Origin of the sequence: Ideonella livida (assembly GCF_010499455.1) — a bacterium.
GTDB classification, from domain to species: Bacteria; Pseudomonadota; Gammaproteobacteria; order Burkholderiales; family Burkholderiaceae_C; genus Ideonella; species Ideonella livida.
Map to the genome: position 1 here is coordinate 15,101 of NZ_JAAGOH010000016.1, position 23,930 is coordinate 39,030.

The window sequence follows — 23,930 nt, forward strand, 5'->3', positions numbered from 1 at the left end:
CATTCTGACCATGCCGCCTGCGGAGCCTGCTGGATGAAGAACGTCACCGTCACGATGGAAGACAGCGTCGCCGAATGGGCCCGGCTGGAAGCCGCGCGCCGCAACACCAGCGTCTCTCGCCTGGTGGGTGAGTTGCTGGCCGAGAAGATGCGGCATGACGATGCCTACGAACGTGCGATGAACGAGTGGCTGGCAAGGCCGCCCCTGTTCACCTCGGACGGCCAGCCGCACCCGAAACGTGACGAGATCTATGCCGAGCGCCTCGAACGTCTTCGTTGACACCCCTGTGCTGCTGTACGCGGACGACACGGCCTTTCCCGACAAGGCCCTGCGGGCGCGCGAGTGGCTGGCAGCGCTGTGGATGCGCCGCTGCGGCCGCCTGAACACCCAAGTGCTCAATGAGTACTACCTCAACGCCACGGCTCGCCTGCGTCCCCCGATGAAGCAGGGCGATGCGCGGGCGGAAGTGCGACGCTACCAGCACTGGAGGCCCTGGGCCCTGGACCACCAGACGGTGGAGACCGCCTGGGCGATGGAGGCGCGCTTTGCGCTGGGGTGGTGGGACGCGCTGAACGTCGCCTCCGCCTTGCACCAGGGCTGCCGCTTCCTGCTGACCGAAGACCTGCCGCATGGCCAGCAACTGGACAGCGTGCAGATCGTCAACCCCTTCCTGTGCGGGCCGTCGTTGCTCGATCAGGAGGCGCCAACCGCCAAGACCCCATGAGCCGCTTCTGGAGTGACATCGTCCACAGCCTGACGCCCTATGTGCCAGGCGAGCAGCCCAAGATCGACGGGCTGGTCAAGCTCAACACCAACGAGTGCCCCTTCGGTCCGCCGGACTCGGTGGTGCAGGCCATCGCCGCCAGCAGTGGGGACGCGCTGCGCCTGTATCCGGACCCGACCGGCAGCGCCCTCAAAGACGCTGTGGCCCGCTTCCACGCGGCCCAAGGCATCACCCCGACGCATGTCTTCGTGGGCAATGGCTCCGATGAGGTGCTGGCCCACATTTTCATGGCCTTGCTGCGCCACCCGGCGCCGCTGCTGGCGCCGGACATCTCTTACAGCTTCTACCCGGTGTACGCCAAGCTGTACGGCATCACGCTCCGGGAGATCCCGCTGGCCGAGGACTTCAGCATCCGTGTGGACGACTTCCTCGCGGCGGGTCCCAACGGCGGCATCATCTTCCCCAACCCCAACGCCCCCACCGGCATGGCCCTGCCGCTGGCCGAGCTGTGTCGCCTGCTCGATGGCAACCCCGATTCGGTGGTGGTGGTGGACGAGGCCTATGTGGACTTCGGCGCCGAATCCGCCGATCAGCTGGTGACCCAGTACCCGCAGCTGCTGGTGGTGCGCACCCTGTCCAAGTCTCGCGCCCTGGCCGGCCTGCGGGTGGGTTACGCCCTGGGCCAGCCCGAACTGATCGAGGCGCTCACCCGCGTCAAGGACAGCTTCAACTCCTACCCGCTTGACCGCCTGGCCCTCGCCGGTGGCGTGGCGGCCATGGACGACGTGGCCTGGTTCCAGGACGCCTGCGCTCGCATCGTCGCCACCCGCAGCCGCATGACCGCGGGCCTGCAGGCCCGCGGCGCCCAGGTGCTGCCGTCGGCCGCCAACTTCGTGTTCGCCACCTTCCCGGGGCGGGATGCCGAGGCCATTGCCGCCGGCTTGCGTGGCCAACGCGTGCTGGTGCGACACTTCCGCAAGCCCGCCCGCATCGCCCCCTTCCTGCGCATCAGCGTGGGCACCGAGGCCCAGACCGATACCCTGCTGGCAGCACTGGATCAGGTGCTGCCCACCTTGGGACGCCGCTGAAGCCCCCCTCTCCAACGCACGACGCCCCCTATCGCCATGCGCACCGCCCAGGTCACCCGCCACACCAACGAGACGCAGATCAGCGTCTCGGTCAATCTCGACGGCACCGGTCAGGCCCAGTTGGCCACCGGCATCGGCTTTTTCGACCACATGCTCGACCAGATCGCCCGCCATGGCTTGATCGACCTGAGCATCGACGCCAAGGGCGACCTGCACATCGACGGCCACCACACGGTGGAGGACGTGGGCATCACCCTGGGCCTGGCCGTGGCGCAGGCCGTGGGCGACAAGAAGGGCATCACCCGTTACGGCCACAGCTATGTGCCGCTGGATGAGGCCCTGTCGCGCGTGGTGGTCGACTTCTCCGGCCGCCCGGGCCTGGCCATGGACGTGAACTTCACCGCCGGCATGATCGGCGCGCTGGACACCCAACTCGTGTTCGAGTTCTTCCAGGGTTTTGTCAACCACGCCCACGTGAGCCTGCACATCGACAACCTCAAGGGCCACAACGCGCACCACCAGTGCGAGACCATCTTCAAGGCCTTCGGCCGAGCTCTGCGCATGGCGCTCACCCCCGATCCACGTTCGGCCGGCGTGGTGCCGTCCACCAAGGGCTGCCTCTGACCCGCCGGAACCCATCATGAGCCAACGTCGAACCGTCGCTGTCGTGGATTACGGCATGGGCAATTTGCGCTCCGTCTCCCAGGCGGTGATGCATGTGGCCGCCACCGAGGGGGTGGAGGTCGTCGTCACCTCCCGCCCGGAGGAGGTGCGCGCCGCCGAGCGCATCGTACTGCCGGGTCAGGGGGCCATGCGTGACTGCATGCGCGAGCTGACCGACTCCGGCCTGCGTGAGGCCGTGCTGGAAGCCGCTGCCGCCAAGCCCCTGATGGGCGTGTGCGTGGGCATGCAGATGTTGCTGGACCACTCCGAGGAGCAGGACACGCCGGGCCTGGGGCTGGTGCCGGGCCGTGTCACCCGCTTCCGCCTGGAGGGGCGGCTGCAGCCTGATGGCAGCCGCTACAAGGTGCCGCAGATGGGCTGGAACCAGGTGCGCCAGGTGGCGCATGGCGGTCGTGCCCACCCGGTGTGGGCCGGCGTGCCGGACGAGTCCTGGTTCTACTTCGTCCACAGCTACTTCACCACGCCGGCCGATGCCGCCCACAGCGCGGGCACGGCCGAATACGGGGACCGCTTTACCTGCGCGGTGGCGCGGGATAATATTTTCGCGACCCAGTTCCACCCGGAGAAGAGTGCAGCCCAGGGATTGGCGCTGTACCGCAATTTCCTGCACTGGACCCCCTGATCTCCATTTTGCCCAGTCCCATGGCCTGCGCACGGCGCTTGCCGACCCCTCCGGTCGACTTCGCCCGCCTCGCCCTGGCCCGCACTGTTTCCCCACTCGCGCTCCCCGAGCCATGCTGCTGATCCCCGCGATCGACCTCAAAGACGGTCAATGTGTCCGCCTGGAACAGGGCGACATGAACGCTTCCACCACCTTTGGTCTGGACCCGGCCGCCATGGCGCGCCGCTGGATCGATGCGGGCGCCCGACGCCTGCATCTGGTGGACCTCAACGGTGCCTTTGCCGGCAAGCCCGTCAACGAGGCGGCCATCAAGGCCATCCTCGCCGAGGTGGGCGACGAGATTCCCGTCCAGTTGGGCGGCGGCATCCGCGACCTTGACACCATCGAGCGCTACCTGGATGACGGCATCAGCTACGTCATCATCGGCACGGCGGCGGTCAAGAACCCCGGCTTTTTGCGTGATGCCTGCACCGCCTTTGGCGGACACATCATCGTGGGCCTGGACGCCAAGGACGGCAAGGTGGCCACCGACGGCTGGAGCAAGCTCACCGGCCACGAGGTGGTGGACCTGGCCCGCAAGTTCGAGGACTACGGCGTCGAAGGTGTCATCTACACCGACATTGGCCGCGATGGCATGCTCACCGGCATCAACATCGATGCCACCGTGAAGCTGGCCCAGGCCCTGTCGATTCCTGTCATCGCCTCGGGCGGCCTGTCCAACCTCAAGGACATCGAGGCCCTGTGCGCGGTGGAGCGCGAAGGCGTGGAGGGCGTGATCTGCGGTCGCAGCATCTACACCGGTGCGCTGGACTTCGCAGCCGGCCAAGCTTTGGCCGACGAGCTCAACGGCGCGTGATTGCTGCCGGCCAGGCCGCGCCTGCGCCGCGGCCTGCCTCCCCTGCGTCGCCCGGTGGCCTGGCCGTCCGGGCGACTCCGCTTCTTTCGGGCCTGCGCTGCGGGCGAACACCACCCCCATATGCTGGCCAAACGCATCATTCCCTGTCTCGATGTCACCGGCGGACGGGTCGTCAAGGGCGTCAATTTCGTTGAGCTGCGGGACGCCGGAGACCCGGTCGAGATCGCGGCCCGCTACAACGACCAGGGCGCCGACGAGCTGACTTTCCTGGACATCACCGCCACCAGCGACGGTCGTGACGTCATCCTGCACATCATCGAGGCGGTGGCCTCGCAGGTGTTCATCCCCTTGACCGTGGGCGGTGGCGTGCGCACCGTGGAAGATGTGCGCCGTCTCCTCAACGCGGGGGCGGACAAGGTGAGCTTCAACTCCGCCGCCGTGGCCAATCCGCAGGTCATTCGCGACGCCTCGGACAAATACGGCTCACAGGCCATCGTGGTGGCCATTGATGCCAAGCGCCGTGTGGGGGAAGACCTGGCGGCCAAGGGCCCGGGCTGGGACGTCTACACCCACGGCGGCCGTAAGAACATGCACATCGATGCCGTGGCCTGGGCGCGCCAAATGGCGGCGCTGGGGGCGGGCGAGATCCTGCTGACCAGCATGGACCGCGATGGCACGAAGATCGGTTTTGACCTGGAGCTGACCCGTGCTGTCAGCGATTCGGTGCCGGTGCCGGTGATCGCCTCCGGCGGTGTCGGCGCCCTCGAGCATCTCGTCGAGGGCGTCCAGGTGGGCGGCGCCGATGCCGTGCTGGCCGCCAGCATCTTCCACTACGGCACTTTCACCGTCGCCCAGGCCAAGGACACCCTGGCCCGCGCCGGCGTGCCGGTGCGTCGGTGATCGCCCGCGGCGGCACCCGGGGCGCGGCTGGCGGCGTTCCCACTGCCGTGGGTGAGCGTGGTGCGCCGCGCATGGCGCCTCGGCAGGTCCGCATCATTGGTGGACAGCTGAGGCGCAGTGTGCTGCCGGTGGCCGACAAGCCCGGCCTGCGGCCCACGCCAGACCGGCTGCGCGAGACCCTGTTCAACTGGCTTGGTCAAGACCTGACCGGTTGGCGGGTGCTTGACGCCTTCGCCGGCTCCGGGGCCCTGGGCTTTGAGGCCGCCTCGCGCGGCGCTGCACAGGTGCTGCTGCTGGAGCAGGATGTGGAGCTTGCGCGATCCCTCAACGCCTCGCGTGAGCGCCTGAAGGTCGGTGACACCCTGCAGGTGTTGCGCACCGATGCGCTCGGCTGGTTACGCGCCGCGCCGGCGGCCAGCCGCGAGCTGGTGTTGTTGGATCCCCCCTTCGCCGCCGGCTTCGGTCCGGCTGCAGTGGCGGCCTCGGCGCCGCTGCTGGTTCCTGGCGGCCTGCTGTACCTGGAGTCGGGCTCACCCTATGACGGCCCGGTGCCCGCAGGCCTGAGCGTCTGGCGGCAGGGCCGCGCCGGCGCCGTGCATGCCGTGCTCTGGCGGCGTGGGGACGCGTGAGGCAACCAGGGCCGCCGAAGCGCCCGCGTGTCCTACCCGCCCCCGCGGGCCCGGGCCTGCCAAGGGCGACCCACGGCACAGCCGCCACGCGCCCATTCCTGTGAGGAGATCCTAGACATGAGCATCCAGCGACCGGTGATCGCCGTCTACCCGGGCACCTTCGATCCCATCACCCTGGGGCACCAGGACCTGATCCGCCGCGCCAGCGGGCTGTTTGACCGTCTTATCTTGGCGGTGGCCGCCGGTCATCACAAGAAGACCATGTTCAATCTGCCTGAGCGTTTGGAGATGGCCCGGGAGGTCAGCGCCGAGCATGGCAACGTGGAGGTGGAGGAGTTCAGCGGGCTGCTGCGCGACTTCGTGGTTGGCCGGGGCGGCAAGGTCGTGGTGCGTGGGCTGCGTGCCGTGAGCGACTTTGAGTACGAGTTCCAGATGGCGGGCATGAACCGCCAGCTGATGCCGGAGGTGGAAACCATTTTTCTCACGCCCGGCGACAGCTACCAGTTTGTCAGCAGCACCTTCATGCGCGAGATCGCCACCTTGGGCGGTGATGTTTCCAAGTTCGTGGCACCCTGCGTGCTCGCGCGTCTGAAGGCGCGCGTGGCGCAGAACGCGGCTCGCTGAGCGACTCCGCGTGGCGTCCACCCTGACCGTGTCCCCTTGGACCTTTCCTGCCGGAGCCTGGCCCCATGGCCCTGATGATCACCTCGGAATGCATCAACTGTGATGTCTGCGAGCCTGAATGCCCCAACCAGGCCATCTCGATGGGTGACGAGTTCTACGTCATCGATCCGGCCCGTTGCACCGAGTGCGTGGGGCACTTTGACGAGCCGCAGTGCGTGCAGGTCTGCCCGGTCGAGTGCATTCCGGTCAGCCCGGACCACCCGGAGACCCGGGAGCAGCTCCAGGCCAAGTACGAGCAGCTGGTAGGCGCAGGGGCCGTCCGCCAACGCTTGCGTGTGGGCTGAAGACGGCGGTTGGCGCCAGCGGGCGGCCGGCAGCGGCCGGACGTCAGGGCGACGTCTCGGTCGACTTTGACCCCTTGGACCGCTTGGCCCCTTTGGACGGGAACTGCGCGCAGTATTCCCGCTTGCGGTCCGACCAGCGTGGTTGGCCCTTGCGCCAGGGTCTGCAGTCGGTCAGGCGGTCGTCCTGCGCCTCGGGCAGCCGCAGGCCGGCGGGCTCGCGCTGCTGCTGCCTCAGGGCGTCCTTTTCCCGTTGACGCCGTTCCTGCTGCAGGCGTCCGGCCCGCTGGGCTTCTTCCTGGGCGCGTGAGGCGGCTTCCTCTCGAACCGATTCGCTGGGCGTTTCTGGACGAATCTTCAGGGGTGCGCCTGTGGCGCAGGGTTCTGATTGGTAGCCGTTGCCGCAGCGGTAGACCGTGGCGCTCTCCTGTGCCCCGCCGGCGGCGGGCAGCAGTGCCAGCGCCGCGGCCAGGGCGGCCGTGCCCCAACGCCCTCTGGCCGCGCCTGCTCCCTGGCTGTGGTGTCCGACGGGTTGCACAGGAGGGGGCGCGCGAAAGGGCATGTCAGGGCTCCGGGGCGGATGGGATGCCGGTGGGGGCGGGGGCAGACCGTGCCCCGGCCGCCGGGGCAGGTTTGTGGGGGCGCTGGGGCCGAGCATGGATGGCCAGCAGGGCCTTGTCCATCGCCCCGTCCAGCATCCAGTCCAGCGTTTTCAGCGTGTCCTCGATGTTGCGCGAGATCGCCTCGCGCTCTTCGGCTGGCGGCTTGCGCAGCACATAGCCGGCCACTTCCGCCCGATGGCCGGGATGGCCGATGCCCAGTCTCAGCCGCCAGAACGCGGGGGTGCCCAACTGGGCTTGGATGTCCTTCAAACCGTTGTGGCCTGCCGCACTGCCTCCTTGCTTGAGCTTGGCCTGTCCGGGCGGCAGGTCCAGCTCGTCATGCACCACCAGGATCTCCTCGGGCTGGATCTTGAAGAACCGGGCCAGCGGGGCCACGGACTTGCCGGAGAGGTTCATGTAGGTCATGGGCTGGAGCAGCCACACCGGCCCGGGGCCGCGGTTGGCCCGGGCGACCAGGCCGTGATAAGCCCGATCCGGTGCCAAGTGGGCGCCCAGGCGCCGCGCGGCTTCGTCCACCCACCAGAAACCGGCGTTGTGCCGGGTGTCTTCGTATTCCGTCCCGGGATTGCCCAGGCCCACGATCAATCGGATCATGCCGGCGATTATCCCGCCGCCCGCGCCTCAGGCTGCCGCAGTGCAGCGTGCGCGCCCTGCGCCAGGGCCTGTCCCAGCTGATCCAGCAGGCTGGGGCTGGGCGCGTCGGCGCCCGGTGTGGAGGGGCAGGCATCGTCCGCGCCGCCCAGCCGCCAGTGGTGCCAGTACAGCGCCACGTCGATCCAGACCTCCGGCCGTACCGGGGCCAGTTCCTCGCGCTGGATCAGTGGCTGGGCCAGTAACTCGGGCAGCACGGCAATGCCCCAGCCCATGACCGCGGCACGTGCCCCCGCCTCGCTGCTGGGCACAAAGCGCTCCCGAAGACGGGGTTGGCGAACGCCAAAGGCCCGGCTGACCCACTGTGCCTGCATGTCGTCCTTGCGGTTGAACACGATGAAGGGCACTTGGCTGAAGTTTCCGGCATGCAGACCCTGGGAGACCTGGCGACTCAGGAACAGGGGGCTCGCCACCGCGACGTAGCGCATGGCCCCCAGGGCCTGGCAGCCGCAGCCGCGCAGGGCCTGGGCGACCGTGGTGACACAGCCCAGGACCTCGCCTTGACGCAGCCGGTCGTGGGTAAAGTCCTGATCATCGACCACCAACTCCAACGAGAACCCCTGCCGCTGACCCTGGTGCACCAGAGGGTCCAGGGCTGGTAGCACCCAAGTGGCCAGGCTGTCGGCGTTGACCGCGATGGGCAGCCGCTCCTCGCGTTGCAGGCTGGCCCCCAGTTCCCGGGCCGCATCGGCGCGCAAGCCTTGCAGTTGCCGGGCGTAGCGCAGCAGCACCTTGCCCGGTTCCGTCAGTTGCAGGGGGCGGGAACGCACGACCAGCAGGTGGCCCACCTCGGTTTCCAGGCTGCGCAGCCGCTGGGAGACCGCCGACTGCGTGATGCTCAGCAATTGGGCTGCGCGTTCAAAGCTGCCGGCCTCTGCCAGCGCGGCTAAGCAGTCCAGGCCCGCGGGGTCCAGCAGGTTCATCGGGGGGTCTCGACCAGGGGGAGGCGTTCAAGCGTCAGCACGTGGCCTCCACTGTAAGCTGCGGGCCGACCCGGAAACGACAAACCCCGCCGAAGCGGGGTTTGTTCATCTTGGTGCACGCCGGCCGGAAGCACCGGCTCGGCCGTGAAGGCGTGGCGCCAGCATTGGTGGCTGGCGCCCGGGCATCACTTCTTGCCCTTGCCCTTGCCCTTGCCCTTGTCGGCAGTGGCCACCGGGGCGGCCACGATTTCCTCTTCAACCTTGGGCTCGCCCACGGTCACGATCACCGGGTTGATCGTGCCATGCTTGACGCGCTTCACGCCTTCCGGCAGCACCACGTCAGAAGCGTGCAGCGACTTGCCACGCACCAGACCAGACAGGTCCACAGCGATGAACTCAGGCAGTTCCACAGCCAAGCAGTCCACTTCGATTTCGGTGGCGGTGTGGCTGATCACGCACTTGTCGGTCTTGACGGCCGGCGAGTTCTCTTCGCCGGAGTAGTGCAGCGGAACCTTCTTGTGCAGGCGGGTGGTGTTGTCCACGCGCTGGAAGTCCACGTGCAGCACCAGCGGCTTGTACGCGTGCATCTGGAAGTCGCGCAGCAGGACCTTCTCGACCTTGCCGTTGAGTTCCATCTCCAGCAGCGACGAGTGGAAGGCTTCCTTCTTCAGGGCGAAGAACAGGGCGTTGTGGTCGAGCTCGATCATCACAGGCTCACCGGCACCGAAGACGATACCCGGAACCTTGCCGGCCACGCGCAGGCGGCGGCTCGCTCCGGTCCCCTGCAGCTTGCGCTCAAAAGCGACGAATTTCATGACTCTCTCCTGGAGTGTGGACGCCCGCGACCAAGCGTCCGTGAAGGGCGGACAGGCCGCCAGAAAAACGCCGGGCCCAGGCCCGGCGGTGTCGAGGGGGAAGCACCGGAAGTGCCCCCCGCCCGGAAATCAGAAGTTGTTGTTCTGCTCGGCAAACAGCGAGGTGACCGATTCGCCGTCCGAGATGCGCCGGATGGTCTCGGCGAACAGGAAGGCCACCGACAACTGGCGCACCTTCTTGCAGGCCTTGCCGGCCTCACTCAGCGGGATGGTGTTGGTGATCACCACTTCGTCCAGCGCCGACTTCTCGATCCGCTCGATGGCCGGACCGGAGAACACCGCGTGGGTGCAGTAGGCATACACATGCTTGGCGCCGCGGTCCTTGAGCACCTCGGCCGCCTTGACCAGCGTGCCGGCGGTATCGATCATGTCGTCCATGATCACGCAGTTGCGGCCCTCGATTTCGCCGATGATGTGCATCACTTCGGACACATTGGCCTTGGGGCGGCGCTTGTCGATGATGGCCAGGTCGCAGCCCAGCTGCTTGGCCAACGCGCGGGCGCGCACCACGCCACCCACGTCAGGCGATACCACCACCAGATCCTTGTAGGCTTTGGCCTTCAGGTCGGTCAGCAGCACCGGGCTGGCGTAGATGTTGTCGACCGGGATGTCGAAGAAGCCCTGAATCTGGTCGGCGTGCAGGTCCATGGTCAGGACACGTTCGACGCCGACGGTCTCGAGCAGGTTGGCGACGACCTTGGCCGAGATCGGCACGCGGGTAGAACGCGGGCGGCGGTCTTGGCGGGCATAGCCGAAGTAGGGGATCACGGCGGTGATGCGGCGGGCGCTGGCGCGCTTGAGGGCATCGACCATGATCAGCAGTTCCATCAGGTTCTCATTCGTCGGGGCGCAGGTGGACTGCACGACGAAGACGTCTCGGGCGCGGACGTTCTGTTGGACTTCGACGGTGACTTCGCCGTCAGAGAAGCGGCCGATGGACGCCTTGCCCAGTTCTGCCCCCAGGTGAGAAGCGATCTCACGGGCCAGGACGGGGTTGGCGTTGCCGGTGAAGAGGACGGTGTTGAACAGCACGTCAGGAACTCCGGATCTTGGGCTGACCGACACGGGGCCGACCCAGCAAACAACAATGCGGCCCTTTAGGCCGCATTGATTGGAAGGTCAGCGCGGTCTGTGACTCACGCTTCTACAGTGATTTGGCAGGGGAGGAAGGACTCGAACCCTCGCATGTCGGAATCAAAATCCGATGCCTTGACCAACTTGGCGACTCCCCTACACTGGAAGTTTGCATTCACAAACTCCCGAAACCTCTTTAGGTTGACCAAGCTTCCAAAGGATGCCTAGTCAAACTGCGACACCAGCATTCAACCCAGCCATCTGGCCATAAGCCAGAATTTGAGACCGCTACTTGTTTGCTTGCGACGCTTTCAGGAACTGCAGAAAAAACTGCACTACCTGAGCCACTCATTCTAGCATTTCCGTGAAGCCTGTCAAGCGTTTTCGCTGCAATTTTCACTTCGGGGCACAGAGCTTCTGTGGCGCACTGCAGATCGTTGCGACCCCACATGACGTGCCATTTGTTGATGGCGGTGCCTGCCGGGCCTGCAACACCACCTAAAGCGATGGACTGCAGCAAGCCCTCTACTATAGCAGGAGAAGTGTTTCTTGTGACAAGGGGGTGGCTAAAGATTTTTGCGGTCTCCGCGCTCGCCGGCGGTTTGACCACATGAAAGTGCAGGGGCTGCAGGTCCACGGGGTGCAGGATTTCGCCAATGCCTTCCACGATGGCGTTGCGTCCGCCCAGGAAGAAGGGAACGTCCGCGCCAAGCGTCAGGCCGAGGGCCAGCAGGCGCTGGCGCGGCCAATTCAGCCCCCAGAGTCGATTCAGGCCCAGCAGCACGGTGGCGGCGTCGGAGCTGCCGCCACCCAGGCCGGCGCCCCATGGCACGCGCTTGTCCAGGTGGATGTCGGCTCCCCATTGGCAGCCGCTGGCGTGCTGCAGCGCGCGGGCTGCCTTCAGGCAGAGGTCGTCCGCCGGCAGGCCAGGGCCGATGTCGTGCCTCAACAGCCGGCCGTCGGCGCGGCGCTCCAGGTGGATCTGGTCCGCCCAGTCGATGAGCACGAACAACGACTGCAGCAGGTGGTAGCCGTCGGCGCGCCGACCGGTGACGTGCAGAAAAAGGTTGAGCTTGGCCGGGGCAGGGAGGTCGTGGAGGGCTCGAAGGCTCATGTGGGGCGCCGCGCGCGTGAAACAGAAGAAGGTCGGGAGGAGGAGCGCTCAGCGGTCGAGCCGAACCCTCAGCACGATGTGCGGTGATTGGGCACGCTCTGCACGCCAGATGCCCTGCTCGCGCCAGCCTTGCAGGAAGATCCGCCAGCCGAGTTGCTCGAAGCCTTCGTCGCTGCCTTCGGGGGCGGTTTCGTGGGGCGAGCCAGGCCATGGACGTCCGCTCAGCCAATCGGGTAGGGCCTGGAGGGGCACATCCTCGCCCAGAGCGGCGAGGGACAGGTCTGCGAGGCTGGCGTGTCGATGCAGGCCGTCGCGAGTCACCAGCAACGCGCCGTGGGGGTCCCAGCGCGCGTCTGCCAAGACCTGTCCCAGCGGACTGAGCAGGCGCAGACGGCCAGCGTCGGCTTGCCCTTGGAGTTCAAAGCTGGCGCTCAATGACTGGGCGGGCCGCTGTTCCCCTGCGTCCACCTTGAGCGCCAGGCGGCCGGAGAGCAAGGGGGCGCTGTGGCGTGGCGTGGTGGTGCAAGCGGTCAGGCTGGTGGCGGCCAGGCACACGGCGGCGCGCAGCAGACGTCGGCGGCAGGCCGTCACAGACGGACCTGCAGTCGCTTGAGGGTTTCCTGGAGCACCTCGTTGTCAGGTTCCATGGCCTGCGCCTGCCGGAACCGCTCCAAGGCCTGCGCGTGGTGACCTTGCTGCCAGAGAACCTCTCCCAGGTGCGCCCCGACCTCCGCATGCGGGCGACGGGCGATGGACTTCTCCAGCAGCTCGCGCGCCGCTTGCAGCCGGCCCAGGCGGTAGTTCACCCAGCCCAGGCTGTCGATGATGTACGGATCGGCGGGTGAGAGCTTGATGGCCCGCTGCAGCAGGCTTTCGGCTTCTTCAAGTCGCAGGTTGCGGTCTGCCAGGCTGTACCCCAAAGCATTGAACGCGGACGCGTCGTCCGGCTTCAGGCTGATGACCCGGCGCAGCAGCACCTCCATGTCTTCCAGTCGCTGTAGCCGTTCGGCCGTCATGGCCAGCTCGTAGGTCACCCCGCTGTCCTCGGGGGTCTCCCTGAGCAGGCCCAGCAGCAGGTCATAGGCGCGTTGCCATTGCTTGGCCTCACGCAGCACCTGCACTTGCGCCAATACGCGGTGGCGTGGGCTGACGTCTTCCTTGACGGGCGTTTCGCGCACCATGCGCAGCGCCGCCTCCAGCTCACCCCGGCCGGCCTGCAGCTGCGCGCGCCGGGTGACCACTTCCAGGGTCCAGCGCTCCCGGGGAATCAGATCGAGTTCGGCCTGTGCCTGGGTGGGCTGGCGGCGTTGTTCCAACGCCTGGGCCAGCCACAGCCGCGCCTGGTCCTGGGCTGCCTCGATCCGTTCACGCTGACGGGGCGTGGCGGTCGGGGTTTCCTGAAGCTCGGGGTCGGCAGCGGTGGCGGTAGCCTCCCCCGCCGTGGCCTCAGACTTCTCCGACAAGCTGAGATAGCGGCGCAGGGCCGCCTCTGCCTCTTGCGGCTGGTGGATCTGGAGGAGCGTGCCTCCCAGGGTGAACCAGGCGGAGGCCATGTCCGGCGCTTCGGCCACCACGCGCCGCAATTGCTGGCCCGCCTCGACCAGTCGACTTGCCTCGCTGAGTTGCTGGGCGTAGGCCACACGCACCGGTAAGGCCGCCCCGCGGCTGTCTAGATAGCGCATCACCAGCGCTTCGGCCTCGGGGCGGCTGTTCATCAGCTCCAGCGCCACCCGCAGGCCGTCCAGGGCACGGGGATCTTCGGCCAGCACCTTGCGGGTCAGGGTCAGCGCATCGTCAGGCAAGTCGGCAGCCAGGGAGAGCCGGGCCAGCGCGGCGCGGGCGGCCACCCGGGTGCCGGCGGCATCGACAAACGGGGCCAGCGCATGCTGGGCCGCTGCCAGCACACGGCTCTTTTCCTCCGGCGCGCTCAGGAAGCGTGGCAGACCGGCGATGAGTGCCGAGCGCTCGGCAGGCGGGGTCAGGCGCAGCAGCTGGCGCAGGGTCTCCCCCAAGTCCTCCAGCCGCTGGGTCAGCAGCAGCACATGGACCTCCAGCCGCACGGCTTCCACGGCGTCTGGCTTGACCTGACGCCAGGCACGGGTAGCTTGTAGCGCATGGTCGGCGGACCGCCCCGCCAGCGCCATTTCGAAGGCGCGGCGGAACAGTCCCTCGTCGCGGGTCCGGCGGCCGGCGTCCAGCAACACGTCGAAAGCGCTGCGCCATTGCCCCTGGCGTGCGGCCAGTTCCACATCCAGCAACTGCTCGAGCAGGCGGCCGTCGAGCTGGGAACGCGGTGGCGGAGGCTCTGCAGCAGGGGCTTGCGCCATGGCGGGGGTGGACAAGGCGGCCAGCAGCGCGGCCACCGGCATCCAGGGCGACTGAAGGCGGCCAAAGAGCCCGCTGTGTGTGCGGGCGTGACGGGGGCGACGGTTCATCCAGGCTCCTGGAACGGCGGAATACGGCCTGTGCTGCCGGGGGGCGCAAGACACCCGGAGATTCTAGAAGTCTGCCCGACCGAGCTTGGACCTGATGCGAGGTCGGGAAAGGGAGGCGGCTACAGTGCGTCATGCCTGAATTGCCCGAGGTCGAGGTCACCCGCCAGCGCCTGCAGCCGGTGGAGGGGGCCACCATCCAGTGTCTGACCCTGGGCAAGCCTTTGCGCTGGCCCTTGGGCTGCGAGCCCGCGGATTTGGTGGGTTGCCGGATCGGTGCCCTTTTGCGCCGCGGCAAATACCTCTGGATGCCCTTGTCCCGCCAGGGCGCACCGGCAGGGGGACTGCTGTGGCATCTGGGCATGTCGGGCGCCCTGTCCTGGCTGGTTCCACCCCTGCCCGCCGGCCCGCATGACCATGCCGACCTGCATACCGACCGGGGATTGCTGCGGCTGACCGATCCGCGCCGCTTTGGTGCTTTGGTATGGGGCCCCGCGTGGGAGGCGCCACCGGTGGCAGGCATGCTGGCGCGCCTGGGCCCTGAGCCCTGGGATCCGACGCTCACCACAGCGCGGTTCCATGCGGCATTGCAAGGGCGGCGTGTGGCGATCAAGCCCCTGCTGCTGTCCGGTACGGTGGTGGTGGGTGTGGGGAACATCTACGCCAGCGATGCCCTATTCGAGGCGGGCATCGATCCCCGCACCCCTGCGGCACATGTCGGGCAAGCGGGGGCCGCCCGGCTGCTGGAGTCGGTACGCCGGGTGCTGTCGGAGGCCATCGCCGCCGGGGGCTCCAGCCTCAAGGATTTCCATGGTCCGGATGGCGCGCTGGGCCACTACCAGCGCACCGCCCGGGTCTATGGCCGCGCGGGTGAGGCTTGCAGCCGCTGCGGTGGGGGCATCCAGCGCTTGGTGCAGGGACAACGCGCCACCTATTTCTGTCCCGGCTGCCAGCACCCGTAGCGCGGTGGGGGGCAACCCCGTTGGCGTCAAGGTCCAGGCTGTGCCTGCCGGGGTGGCGGACCGGGCCGGCGATGTGCGCTAGGATCGCAGCAGATTGCGAGTGCACATCGTGAAACACAACGCCGCCACCCCTGAACAGAGTCTGGACATGCTGCCCCAATTGGCGCCAGGGCTGGATGCCCTCGCGGACTGGCGGCTGGCGCTGGAGCGCGATCTGGGCGCCCTGGAGGGCTACCTCGCCGACAGCGATTTGCTGGCCCCCGCGGCCGCGGCCACCTGCCGCGCCCTGCGTCAGCGGCTGACCTCCGACAAGCTGGTGGTGGCCTTTGTCGCGGAGTTCTCGCGCGGCAAGAGTGAGCTGATCAACGCCATCTTCTTCGCCGATTCCGGACGTCGCATCCTGCCGGCCACGCCGGGACGCACCACCATGTGCCCGGTGGAGCTGTGCTGGGATGGCGAGGAGCTGCCCACACTGGATCTGCTGCCCATCGACACCCGTCAGGATGGTGGCACGCTGGCCGAATGGCGTGACCGCCGCGAGCAATGGCAACGCGTGCAGCTGGACCCGGACGACGCCGATGGCCTGGCAGCCGCCCTGGCGCAGGTCACTCAGGTGCGCAAGGTCACCCGGGAGTACGCCAAGGCCTTGAGCTTGTGGTCCGACGAGCAGCCCAGCGAGAACCCCCCCGTCGGTGAGGATGGCCTGGTGGAGGTGCCGGCCTGGCGGCACGCCATCATCAATTTCCCCCACCCCTTGCTGCAGCGTGGCCTGGTGGTGGTGGACACACCGGGGCTCAACGCCATTGGCGCCGAACCCGAGCTGACCTTGGGCCTGCTGCCCAGCGCCCATGCGGCGCTGTTCGTGCTGGGGGCCGACACCGGGGTCACCAAATCCGATCTGGAGGTCTGGACCGACCACTTGGGCGGTCAGGGCCTGTCGTGCTTTGTGGTGCTCAACAAGATGGACACCTTGGCCGACCCGCTGGCCACACCCGAGGAGCAGGCCCAGGCGGTGGAGCGCCAGTGCCAGACCACCGCCAGCACCCTGGGCATTCCGCGGCAGCGGGTGTTCCCGGTGTCGGCGCGGCAGGCGCTGGCGGCCCGCCTGATGGGGGACGCGCCAGCCCTGGCGGCCAGCCGGCTGCCCGAGCTGGAGGCGGCGCTCAATGCCGACCTGCTGCCCCAGCGCCAGCGTGTGCTGGCTACCGCGGTCATCAGCGGGGTGGCCTCGATGCTGGAGAGCTCCACCCGCCGTCTGCGCGACCAGCGCCGGGCCAACGCCGACCAAATGCTGGAGCTGCGCGGTCTGCGCGGCAAGAGCGCCGGACGTGTGGCCACCATGCTGGAGCGGGTGGGCCAGGAGCAGGCGGAGCTGGAGGAGTGCGCCAACCGGCTCAAGGCCATGCGCCTGGTGCATGCCAAGATGAACCGCGCTGCCATGCAGTGCCTGGAGTCCGACCGCATCCGTGAGTCGGTGCTCAAGATGCAGGAGTCCATCAGCAGTGGCTGGTTCAACCTGGGGGCGCGCACGGCGTTTGCCAAGATGTGCACCCAGCTGCGCGAGCTGCTGGACAACGCACAAAAGCAGGTGCAGGAGGTCAACCAGATGCTCCAGGCCCTGTTCAACCAGCTCAATTCCGAGTTCGCCTTCACCCTCGGGCTGACCAGCGCACCCGACCTGGGGCAGTTCAAGCGGGAACTGGAGCTCATCGAGCGCAGCTACAACCGCTACTTCAGCGTCACGCGCGCCATGCGGCTGAACTCGCCTGCCTACAGCGAGCAGTTCCAGCGCATGCTGGTTTCCAAGCTGCGGGTGGTGTTCGAGAACGCCAGCAACGAGATCGAATCCTGGAACCAGCTGGCCACCCAGCAGATCGATGGCCAGTTCAAGGAGCGCCGGCACAGCTTCAAGCGCCGGCGCGAGAGCCTGGAGCGCATCCAGCAGGCCACCGACGGCCTGGAGCAGCGCCTGGCGGAGGTGGAGGTGCATGATGCCCGCCTCCTGGAGCAGCTGGACCGGGCCCAATTGTTGGCCGCCGAGCTGCGCGGCCGCGCCGAGCGCGGACCGGTCATGGACTGGCCTCAGGCCGAGCCCACGGCCGCCTGAACCCGCTGTTGTTCACTGGCCGGCGTAGCGGCGCGGCCCTGGCGGGCGCCGCCGCCGGCGACCTTGCTACGAGGTGACCTGCGGGGCGCCCGGTCTTTTACATGACTCCACCTTCTACTTCGGCCACGCTGGCGGCTGACGTGGTGCGCTGGCAGCGCGCCCAGGGCCGCCATGGATTGCCCTGGCAGGGCACGCGCAATCCCTACCGCGTCTGGCTCTCCGAAATCATGCTGCAGCAAACGCAGGTGTCCACGGTGCTGGACTACTACCCGCGCTTCCTCGCACGGTTTCCGGATGTGCAGTCGCTGGCCGCGGCCAGCCAGGATGAGGTGCTGGGCCTGTGGGCGGGGCTGGGCTATTACAGCCGCGCCCGCCATCTCCACCGTTGCGCCCAGGCTGTGGTGGCCGACCACGGTGGCGTCTTTCCCGCCACTGCCGCCCAGCTGCAGACCCTGCCTGGCATCGGCCGCTCCACCGCGGCGGCCATCGCCGCGTTCTGTCATGGGGAGCGCGCGGCCATCCTGGACGGCAACGTCAAACGGGTGCTGGGTCGGGCCCTGGCGTTTGGCGAGGACCTGGCCGTGCCGCGTCATGAGCGGGCCTTGTGGTCCCTGGCGCAAGACCTGCTGCCCCCGGCCGAGGACATGCCTGCCTACACCCAGGGCCTCATGGACCTGGGGGCGACGGTGTGCGTGCGACGTTCGCCCCGCTGCGGCCTCTGCCCGCTGGCCGCACGCTGCGTGGCCCTGGCTCAGGGGCAACCCGAGGCCTATCCGGTCATCCAGCGCAAGCTCAGGCGCGGGCAGCGCCAGAACACGCTGCTGTGGATCAGCCAAGGCGAGCGCGTCTGGGTGGTGCCCCGAGCGGACACTGGCATCTGGGCGGGCCTGTGGTCCTGGCCGGAGTACGAAGACGAAGCCCAAGCCCGGCAGGACTGTGCGGGCTGGCCAGGGCAGTGGACGGCGCTGCCCGCCTTCACCCATGTGCTGACCCACCTGGACTGGACCTTGACGCCGCTGCACCTGGCATTGCCCCCCGGCGCGGAGGCGGCGGCCTGGCCCGCGGACCGCTGGCCGCAGGGACGCTGGCTGGCGCCGGCGCAGTGGGCGGATTGGGGGCTGCCTGCCCCGCTGCGCCGCTTGCTGGGCCTGGCTTGAGCAGCGAAGGACGCCGCACCGTATGGCGGCTCAGATCACCTTCTTCTGTCGCAGGAAGGTGTCGATGATGTTCATGCGGGCCAGGGGGTCTTCCAGCGCCATGAGCTGCTGGCGGGCGGCCAGCGGGATGGTCAGCAGCTCGCTCCAGCGGTTGGCCACCCAGCCCAGTTCGGTGAAGCGCCGCTCGCTGGGGAAGTGGCCTGGACTGCGCAGCTCCAGGGCCGCCACCGCATGGGCCAAGGCGAAGATCGCGTCTTTGAACCGCTCCTGAGGCGGCAGGTTGGCGTCAGGCGGCAGCAGGCTGACGCCCTCGGCGCGCAACAGTCCGTTGGGACCTTCTGTCAGGCGTGCATAGCGAAAGCGGGCAGCGCCCTGGCAGCGCACGCGCAGGATGCCCGGCTTGTCGTCGGCGTCCACCGACATCAGCGTGGCCAGGGTGCCCACCGGCTCCAGCTGTACCTGGGACAGGGCGCTGTGTCCCGGCCGGCGCACTTCGGCGCCCTGCTTCAGGCAGATCACGCCAAACGGACGCGTCTCACGCAGGCACTGGCCCATGAGGTCGATGTAACGGGCCTCAAAAACCTTGAGCGGCAGCACACCGTCAGGAAACAGCACGGTGCTCAAGGGGAACAGCGGCAAGGGATCCAGCTGCAGGCCAGGGGTGGCCGCGGCACTGGCGGGGTGGGGCGCGGAGGCGTGGGGCGTAGCGATCACGGTTTGGCGTCGAGTTCTCGGTGGCGGGTGAGGGTGGCCACCTCGGACTGGAATCGGGCGGCAAGGGTCTCGACCAGGTACACCGAGCGGTGCTGGCCGCCGGTGCAGCCGATGGCCACGGTGAGGTAGCTGCGCTGGTCGTCTTGAAAGGCCGGGAGCCAGCGGCGGATGAAGGTCGCGATCTGGTCGGTCATCTCGCCGACTTCGGGCTGTGCCTTCAGGTACTGGGCCACCCCATCGTCGCGGCCGGTCTGGGCACGCAGTTCGCGCACGTAGAACGGGTTGGGCAGCACGCGCACGTCGTAGACCAGATCGGCATCCAGGGGCACGCCATGCTTGAAGGCGAAGGACTGGAACACCAGGGTCAGCCGGCTGCCGGTGGCCTGCACCAGGTCGCGCACCCAGTGGCGGAGCTGGGCTGGGCGCAGCAGGCTGGTGTCCAGCACGGTGGAGCGTTCCCGCAGGTCGGCCAGCAGCTCGCGCTCCAGGTCGATGGCGTCCAACAAGGCGCGGTGCGGATCCTGACCGCCCTCACCGGGTTTGCTCAGTGGATGGGGGCGCCGCGTCTCGGAGAAGCGCTTGATCAGCGAGGGGGTGTTGGCATCCAGGAACAGGCTGCGCACCTCGACGCCGTCCTCGCGCAGCTGGTCCAGCACCGGCAGCAGGAAGGGCAGGGAGCCGGCGGTGCGCACATCCACGGCGATGGCCATGCGTCGCACGCCATGCAGGCTCTCCACACGGATGAAGTCCCGCAGCAGCTCCGGGGGCAGGTTGTCCACGCAGAAGAAGCCGGCATCTTCCAGGGCATGCAGGGCCACCGACTTGCCCGAGCCGGAGATGCCAGTCACCAGGACGACGGCCCGCTGCCGTCGTTCGGTGCCGTCGGGCTCTGTGCCAAACGTGGCTTCGGGCACCGGCGGTGAGGCTGGGCCGGAGGTGAGGTCGTGGGCGTTGGGGCGGGGCGGCAGGTCAGCTTCGGCCATGGCTCAGGCTCAGCGGGTCTTCTCGGGGCGACGTCGTGCGGACGCCGCGGTGGGGGCCGCGGTGGGGGCCGCGGTGGGCGCCAGCGTGGCGGCCACCGGGCTGGCGGCGTCGTGACCGGCCAGCCGCAGCAGTTCGCGGGCATGTGCCAGGCTGGTGTCCTGTCCTGATCCCCCCAGCATGCGGGCCAGCTCAGCCTCCCGCGCAGGACCGGTCACCGGCAGGATGCGGCTGGTGGTTCGGCCCTCCTGTGTGCGCTTGGCCACCACCAGGTGGTGATGTGCGCATGCCGCCACCTGGGGCAGGTGGGTGACCGCCAGCACCTGGACGCTGCGACCCAGGGCCTGCATCAGCTGGCCCACAGCGTCGGCCACGGTGCCGCCCACACCCGAGTCGATCTCGTCAAAGATCAGGGTGTCCGGCCCCCCGGCCTGACCGTCCTGTTGCCGCGCCTGGGCGGTGGTCACGGCGATGGCCAGGGCCAGGCGGGACAACTCACCACCTGAGGCCACCTTGCCCAGCGGGCGCGGGCTGCTGCCCGCGTGCCCGGCCACCAAAAATTCCACGCTTTCCGCGCCCCAGGGCTGGGGTTCTGCCGCGGGGGGCAGGTCTACCGTGAAGCGGCCACCGGCCATGCCCAGGGTCTGCATGGCGGCCGTCACCCGCTGGGCCAGCGGCCCGGCGGCGGCCTGCCGCGCGGCGCTCAGCAGGGCGGCCTGGGCCTGCCAATCCGCCAGGGCCTGGGCCAGGTGGCGCTCCAGGGTGGGCAGGTCGGTGGCGGCTGCCAGGGCGTCCAAGGCGCGCTGGGTGTCCTGCAGCAGGCGGGGCAGGTCCTCGGGGGCTCGGCGGTGGCGCCGTGCCAGGCCCAACCACGACGCCAGCCGGCTGTCGAGCGCGGCCAGCCGCTCCGGATCGAGCTCCGTGCGGGAGAGGTAGGCGTTCAGGCCATGGCTGGCTTCGTCCAGCAGGGCGATGGCGCCTTGCAGCGCCTCGGCCACCGGCGCCAGGCGGGCGTCGTAGCGCAGCACGTCCTCCAGCCGGGCCGAGGCGCGGGCGGCCAGGCGCCCAGCGCCGGTCTCGTCCTCGTCCAACCATTGCAGGCATTGGCTGGAGGCATCCATGAGCGCCTGGGCGTGGGACAGGCGTTGGTGCTCGGCGTTGAGCGCTTCCCACTCCCCCTCGGCCGGCGCCAGGCGTTGCAGCTCACCCAGCAGCCATTGCAGCCGATCGCGCTCCACGTCCAGCTCGGCCTGGCGGGTCCGGGCCCGTTGAAGGGCCTCTCCCGCGGCGCGCCAGCGTGCATGGGCACCGGCCACGGCGCGGGCGTCGGTGCCGGCCTGCCCATCCAGCAGGTCGCGCACCGCGGCCGGGCGGGTGAGGCCCTGCCAGGCGTGCTGGCCGTGGATGTCGATGAGCAGGTCTGCGGCTTCACGCAGCTGGGTCAGCGTGGCCGGGCTCCCATTCAAAAAAGCCCGGCTGCGGCCCTGGGCATCGATCACCCGGCGCAGCAGCAGCTCGTCGTCCACCTCAAAGCCGGCCGCCTCCAGCCACGGGCGCAGGCCCGGTGGGGTGTCGAAGCAGGCGGTGATGTCGGCGCGGTGGGCGCCTTCGCGCACCACGCCGCCATCGGCGCGGGCGCCCAGGGCCAGCTGCAGGGCATCGATCAAGATGGACTTGCCTGCGCCGGTCTCGCCGGTGAGGGCGGAAAAGCCGGGCCCGAAGGCGACGTCCAGGGCCTCGACAATGACGAAGTCCTTCAGGGTCAGGTGCTTGAGCATGTGGCCCCCGGGGGGAGTCGTGCGGCGCGCCGCCGGTTCAGACGACGCCTTCGTACCAGCGCAGCTTGCGGCGCAGGGTGGCGTAGTAGCTCCAGCCCCGCGGGTGCAGGAAGCGCACGGTGGTGGCCGAGCGCTTCATGCGGACCTGGTCGCCGTGCAGCAGGCTCGCCAGGCTGTGCATGTCGAAGCTGGCGCTGGAGTCTTTGCCGTTGACGATGGTGATCTGCACCTCCTGCGAATCCGGCAGCACGATGGGCCGGTTGGACAGGGTGTGCGAGGCAATGGGGACCAGCACCAGGCCGGCGATGGCCGGGTGCAGGATCGGGCCGCCGGCCGACAGGGCATAGGCCGTGCTGCCGGTCGGGGAGGCGACGATGAGGCCGTCGGCCCGCAGGTTGGCGACAAACTCCGCGCCCACGTCCACCCTGAGCTCCACCATGCTGGAGGTGGCACCGCGGCCCACCACCACGTCGTTGAGGGCCAGGCCCTCGAAGATGCATTCACCGTCGCGCCAGACGCCGCCCTCGATCATGGCGCGGCGCTCCTCCTCGTAATCCCCGCGGATGATGGGGCCCAGGGCGTCGGCCCAGTCGGAGGCGCGGACATCGGTGATGAAGCCCAGGCGACCTTGGTTGATGCCCACCAGGGGCAGGTTGTGGGGCGCCAGTTCCCGGGCTATGCCCAGCATCGTGCCGTCCCCGCCCACCACCACCGCGATGTCGCACCGCTGCCCCATCTCGGCCGGGGTCAGCGCATCGTTGTCGGTCCAGTCGGTGTTGAGGGCAGTGTCGCGTTCCAGCGAGACCTCCAGGCCCTCGCGTTCCAGGAACTGGACGATGCTCTCCAGCATGGGCCGGATGCCTTGGGCCTGGTATTTGCCCACGACGGCGGCATGGCGGAAACGAGTGCTCATGGTCAGGGAATTACACCACAGGGCCCTGCGACAGCCGGGCTCCGGCACCCCCGCGGGCGGGGTGGCCACGCCGGGTGTTTCCACGCTGCCCGGGCGGCTCCCTACAATCAGGCGCATGCTGGATGATCGCTCGCGCACCTTGCTCAAGACCTTGGTGGAACGCTACATCGCGGACGGTCAGCCCGTGGGCTCGCGCACCTTGTCCAAGGCATCCGGGCTGGAGCTCTCTCCGGCCACGATCCGCAACGTCATGTCGGACTTGGAGGAGCTTGGCCTCATCGCCAGTCCGCACACCTCGGCGGGCCGTGTGCCCACGGCCAGAGGCTATCGCCTGTTTGTCGACACCATGCTGACCGCCCGGCCACTGGAGTGGGGGCAGTTGGCGGCCGACGGAACGGCGGCCCCCCTGCAGCCCGACCAACCCCAACGTGTCATCGCCCAGGCCGCCAACCTGCTGTCCAGCCTGTCGAGCTTTGTGGGCGTGGTGACGGCGCCACGCAAGCCCAGTGTTTTCCACCACCTGGAGTTTCTGCGGCTGGGTGAGCGCCGGGTCCTGGTGATCCTGGTGGCGCCGGACGGCGATGTGCAGAACCGCGTCATCTTCACCCCGCGCGACCACTCCCAAACCGAGCTGCTGGAGGCCAGCAACCACTTGAATGCCCACTACGCCGGCCAGAGCATCGAAGCGGTGCGCGAGCGCATCAAGCATGAGATTGATGCATTGCGCACCGAGATCGCCGGCCTGATGCAGGCCGCGGTGCAGGTGGGCACCGAGGCCCTGGCCGAAACCCAGGAGCAGGTGGTGGTCTCCGGCGAGCGCAACCTCCTTGGCGTGCAGGATTTCGGCCAGGACCTGGGCTCCCTGCGCAAGATGTTCAGCCTCTTTGAACAGAAGACAGAGCTCATGCGCCTGCTGGACACCTCCAGCCGGGCTGAAGGCGTGCGCATCTTCATCGGCGGTGAAAGCCGTGTCGTGCCCTTTGAGGAGCTTTCGGTGGTGAGCGCACCTTATGAGGTCGATGGCCAGGTGGTGGGCACGTTGGGGGTCATCGGGCCCACGCGCATGGCCTATGACCGCATGATCCAGATCGTGGACATCACTTCGCGTCTGGTGAGCAACGCGCTCAACCAGCGCTGAGGCGCTTGCGTCCCTGCCGG

26 protein-coding genes and 1 tRNA gene are annotated in these 23,930 nt (G+C 68.5%); 14 read left to right on the top strand and 13 right to left on the bottom strand.

Translation table 11 applies throughout. The annotated features are described in order from the left end of the window. Positions 1-33: 33 nt before the first annotated feature. The 10 genes from G3A44_RS13725 to G3A44_RS13770 all read left to right on the top strand — a co-directional run bounded on the left by G3A44_RS13725 (position 34) and on the right by G3A44_RS13770 (position 6,471). Positions 34-279: a CopG family transcriptional regulator gene (locus G3A44_RS13725; RefSeq protein ID WP_163458099.1), complete on the top strand. Its 246-nt coding sequence runs from the start codon at positions 34-36 to the stop codon at positions 277-279. Further along, positions 251-724, top strand: a complete 474-nt coding sequence (locus G3A44_RS13730) for a PIN domain-containing protein (protein ID WP_163458100.1) — start codon at positions 251-253, stop codon at positions 722-724. Before G3A44_RS13725 ends, G3A44_RS13730 begins: the two co-directional genes overlap by 29 nt. Further along, the gene (gene hisC, locus G3A44_RS13735) at positions 721-1,812 is read left to right on the top strand and encodes a histidinol-phosphate transaminase (protein ID WP_163458101.1); all 1,092 of its coding nucleotides are present in this window, start codon (positions 721-723) and stop codon (positions 1,810-1,812) included. Before G3A44_RS13730 ends, hisC begins: the two co-directional genes overlap by 4 nt. A 36-nt stretch (positions 1,813-1,848) precedes the next feature. Beyond that, positions 1,849-2,436, top strand: coding sequence for an imidazoleglycerol-phosphate dehydratase HisB (gene hisB / locus G3A44_RS13740; protein WP_163458102.1), 588 nt, complete (start codon positions 1,849-1,851; stop codon positions 2,434-2,436). A gap of 16 nt (positions 2,437-2,452) precedes the next feature. After that, positions 2,453-3,118, top strand: coding sequence for an imidazole glycerol phosphate synthase subunit HisH (hisH, locus tag G3A44_RS13745; protein ID WP_203561413.1), 666 nt, complete (start codon positions 2,453-2,455; stop codon positions 3,116-3,118). A 112-nt stretch (positions 3,119-3,230) separates the two neighbouring features. Further along, positions 3,231-3,974, top strand: a complete 744-nt coding sequence (hisA, locus tag G3A44_RS13750; RefSeq protein ID WP_163458103.1) for a 1-(5-phosphoribosyl)-5-[(5-phosphoribosylamino)methylideneamino]imidazole-4-carboxamide isomerase — start codon at positions 3,231-3,233, stop codon at positions 3,972-3,974. 120 nt (positions 3,975-4,094) lie between these two features. After that, a complete protein-coding gene (gene hisF / locus G3A44_RS13755) occupies positions 4,095-4,874 on the top strand; it encodes an imidazole glycerol phosphate synthase subunit HisF (RefSeq protein ID WP_163458104.1) in 780 nt (259 codons plus the stop codon). Between the two features lie 71 nt (positions 4,875-4,945). Next, entirely contained in the window at positions 4,946-5,503 is a 558-nt protein-coding gene (gene rsmD, locus G3A44_RS13760; protein ID WP_163458105.1) for a 16S rRNA (guanine(966)-N(2))-methyltransferase RsmD, read from the top strand. 117 nt (positions 5,504-5,620) lie between these two features. Further along, positions 5,621-6,127, top strand: a complete 507-nt coding sequence (gene coaD / locus G3A44_RS13765) for a pantetheine-phosphate adenylyltransferase (protein ID WP_163458106.1) — start codon at positions 5,621-5,623, stop codon at positions 6,125-6,127. A gap of 65 nt (positions 6,128-6,192) precedes the next feature. Then, entirely contained in the window at positions 6,193-6,471 is a 279-nt protein-coding gene (locus tag G3A44_RS13770) for a YfhL family 4Fe-4S dicluster ferredoxin (protein ID WP_163458107.1), read from the top strand. A 43-nt stretch (positions 6,472-6,514) separates the two neighbouring features. Here the strand turns inward: G3A44_RS13770 and G3A44_RS13775 are convergent, their stop codons facing one another. The 9 genes from G3A44_RS13775 to G3A44_RS13815 form a co-directional block, all read right to left on the bottom strand. After that, the gene (locus tag G3A44_RS13775; RefSeq protein WP_163458085.1) at positions 6,515-7,030 is read right to left on the bottom strand and encodes a caldesmon family protein; all 516 of its coding nucleotides are present in this window, start codon (positions 7,028-7,030) and stop codon (positions 6,515-6,517) included. A gap of 1 nt (position 7,031) precedes the next feature. Then, positions 7,032-7,685 carry an aminoacyl-tRNA hydrolase gene (pth, locus tag G3A44_RS13780; protein WP_163458108.1) on the bottom strand — a complete coding sequence of 218 codons (654 nt, stop codon included), beginning with the start codon at positions 7,683-7,685 and terminating at the stop codon, positions 7,032-7,034. Between the two features lie 8 nt (positions 7,686-7,693). Continuing rightward, complete coding sequence (locus G3A44_RS13785) at positions 7,694-8,665, bottom strand: LysR family transcriptional regulator ArgP (RefSeq protein WP_163458109.1); 972 nt, start codon at positions 8,663-8,665, stop codon at positions 7,694-7,696. A gap of 185 nt (positions 8,666-8,850) precedes the next feature. Then, positions 8,851-9,480, bottom strand: a complete 630-nt coding sequence (locus G3A44_RS13790; protein ID WP_163458110.1) for a 50S ribosomal protein L25/general stress protein Ctc — start codon at positions 9,478-9,480, stop codon at positions 8,851-8,853. A 129-nt stretch (positions 9,481-9,609) separates the two neighbouring features. Next, positions 9,610-10,572, bottom strand: a complete 963-nt coding sequence (locus tag G3A44_RS13795) for a ribose-phosphate pyrophosphokinase (RefSeq protein ID WP_163458111.1) — start codon at positions 10,570-10,572, stop codon at positions 9,610-9,612. 123 nt (positions 10,573-10,695) lie between these two features. Continuing rightward, positions 10,696-10,772 (bottom strand) — tRNA-Gln (locus tag G3A44_RS13800). Positions 10,773-10,810: 38 nt separating this feature from the next. Next, entirely contained in the window at positions 10,811-11,728 is a 918-nt protein-coding gene (ispE, locus tag G3A44_RS13805; protein ID WP_163458112.1) for a 4-(cytidine 5'-diphospho)-2-C-methyl-D-erythritol kinase, read from the bottom strand. 48 nt (positions 11,729-11,776) lie between these two features. After that, positions 11,777-12,319 (bottom strand): outer membrane lipoprotein LolB, encoded by a 543-nt coding sequence (locus G3A44_RS13810; RefSeq protein ID WP_163458113.1) that lies wholly within the window; start codon positions 12,317-12,319, stop codon positions 11,777-11,779. Further along, a complete protein-coding gene (locus tag G3A44_RS13815; RefSeq protein WP_163458114.1) occupies positions 12,316-14,163 on the bottom strand; it encodes a tetratricopeptide repeat protein in 1,848 nt (615 codons plus the stop codon). Before G3A44_RS13815 ends, G3A44_RS13810 begins: the two co-directional genes overlap by 4 nt. Positions 14,164-14,294: 131 nt before the next feature. Between G3A44_RS13815 and mutM the strand changes: the two genes are divergently transcribed. The 3 genes from mutM to mutY all read left to right on the top strand — a co-directional run bounded on the left by mutM (position 14,295) and on the right by mutY (position 18,386). Next, complete coding sequence (gene mutM, locus G3A44_RS13820; protein WP_163458115.1) at positions 14,295-15,122, top strand: bifunctional DNA-formamidopyrimidine glycosylase/DNA-(apurinic or apyrimidinic site) lyase; 828 nt, start codon at positions 14,295-14,297, stop codon at positions 15,120-15,122. 100 nt (positions 15,123-15,222) lie between these two features. After that, entirely contained in the window at positions 15,223-17,229 is a 2,007-nt protein-coding gene (locus G3A44_RS13825) for a dynamin family protein (RefSeq protein WP_163458116.1), read from the top strand. Between the two features lie 101 nt (positions 17,230-17,330). Next, on the top strand, positions 17,331-18,386 hold the full coding sequence (gene mutY / locus G3A44_RS13830; RefSeq protein WP_163458117.1) for an A/G-specific adenine glycosylase: 1,056 nt from the start codon (positions 17,331-17,333) through the stop codon (positions 18,384-18,386). 30 nt (positions 18,387-18,416) lie between these two features. Here mutY and G3A44_RS13835 read toward each other — a convergent pair whose 3' ends face one another. The 4 genes from G3A44_RS13835 to G3A44_RS13850 are packed head-to-tail and all read right to left on the bottom strand — an operon-like array spanning position 18,417 to position 22,772. After that, positions 18,417-19,100, bottom strand: a complete 684-nt coding sequence (locus G3A44_RS13835; RefSeq protein ID WP_310734375.1) for an LON peptidase substrate-binding domain-containing protein — start codon at positions 19,098-19,100, stop codon at positions 18,417-18,419. Continuing rightward, positions 19,097-20,083 (bottom strand): RNase adapter RapZ, encoded by a 987-nt coding sequence (rapZ, locus tag G3A44_RS13840; protein WP_163458118.1) that lies wholly within the window; start codon positions 20,081-20,083, stop codon positions 19,097-19,099. The genes G3A44_RS13835 and rapZ overlap by 4 nt, the downstream gene beginning before the upstream one ends. Before the next feature lie 9 nt (positions 20,084-20,092). Next, the gene (recN, locus tag G3A44_RS13845) at positions 20,093-21,859 is read right to left on the bottom strand and encodes a DNA repair protein RecN (protein WP_163458119.1); all 1,767 of its coding nucleotides are present in this window, start codon (positions 21,857-21,859) and stop codon (positions 20,093-20,095) included. A gap of 37 nt (positions 21,860-21,896) precedes the next feature. Next, complete coding sequence (locus tag G3A44_RS13850; protein ID WP_163458120.1) at positions 21,897-22,772, bottom strand: NAD kinase; 876 nt, start codon at positions 22,770-22,772, stop codon at positions 21,897-21,899. 115 nt (positions 22,773-22,887) lie between these two features. Between G3A44_RS13850 and hrcA the strand changes: the two genes are divergently transcribed. Continuing rightward, a complete protein-coding gene (gene hrcA, locus G3A44_RS13855) occupies positions 22,888-23,910 on the top strand; it encodes a heat-inducible transcriptional repressor HrcA (RefSeq protein WP_163458121.1) in 1,023 nt (340 codons plus the stop codon). Positions 23,911-23,930: the final 20 nt, after the last annotated feature.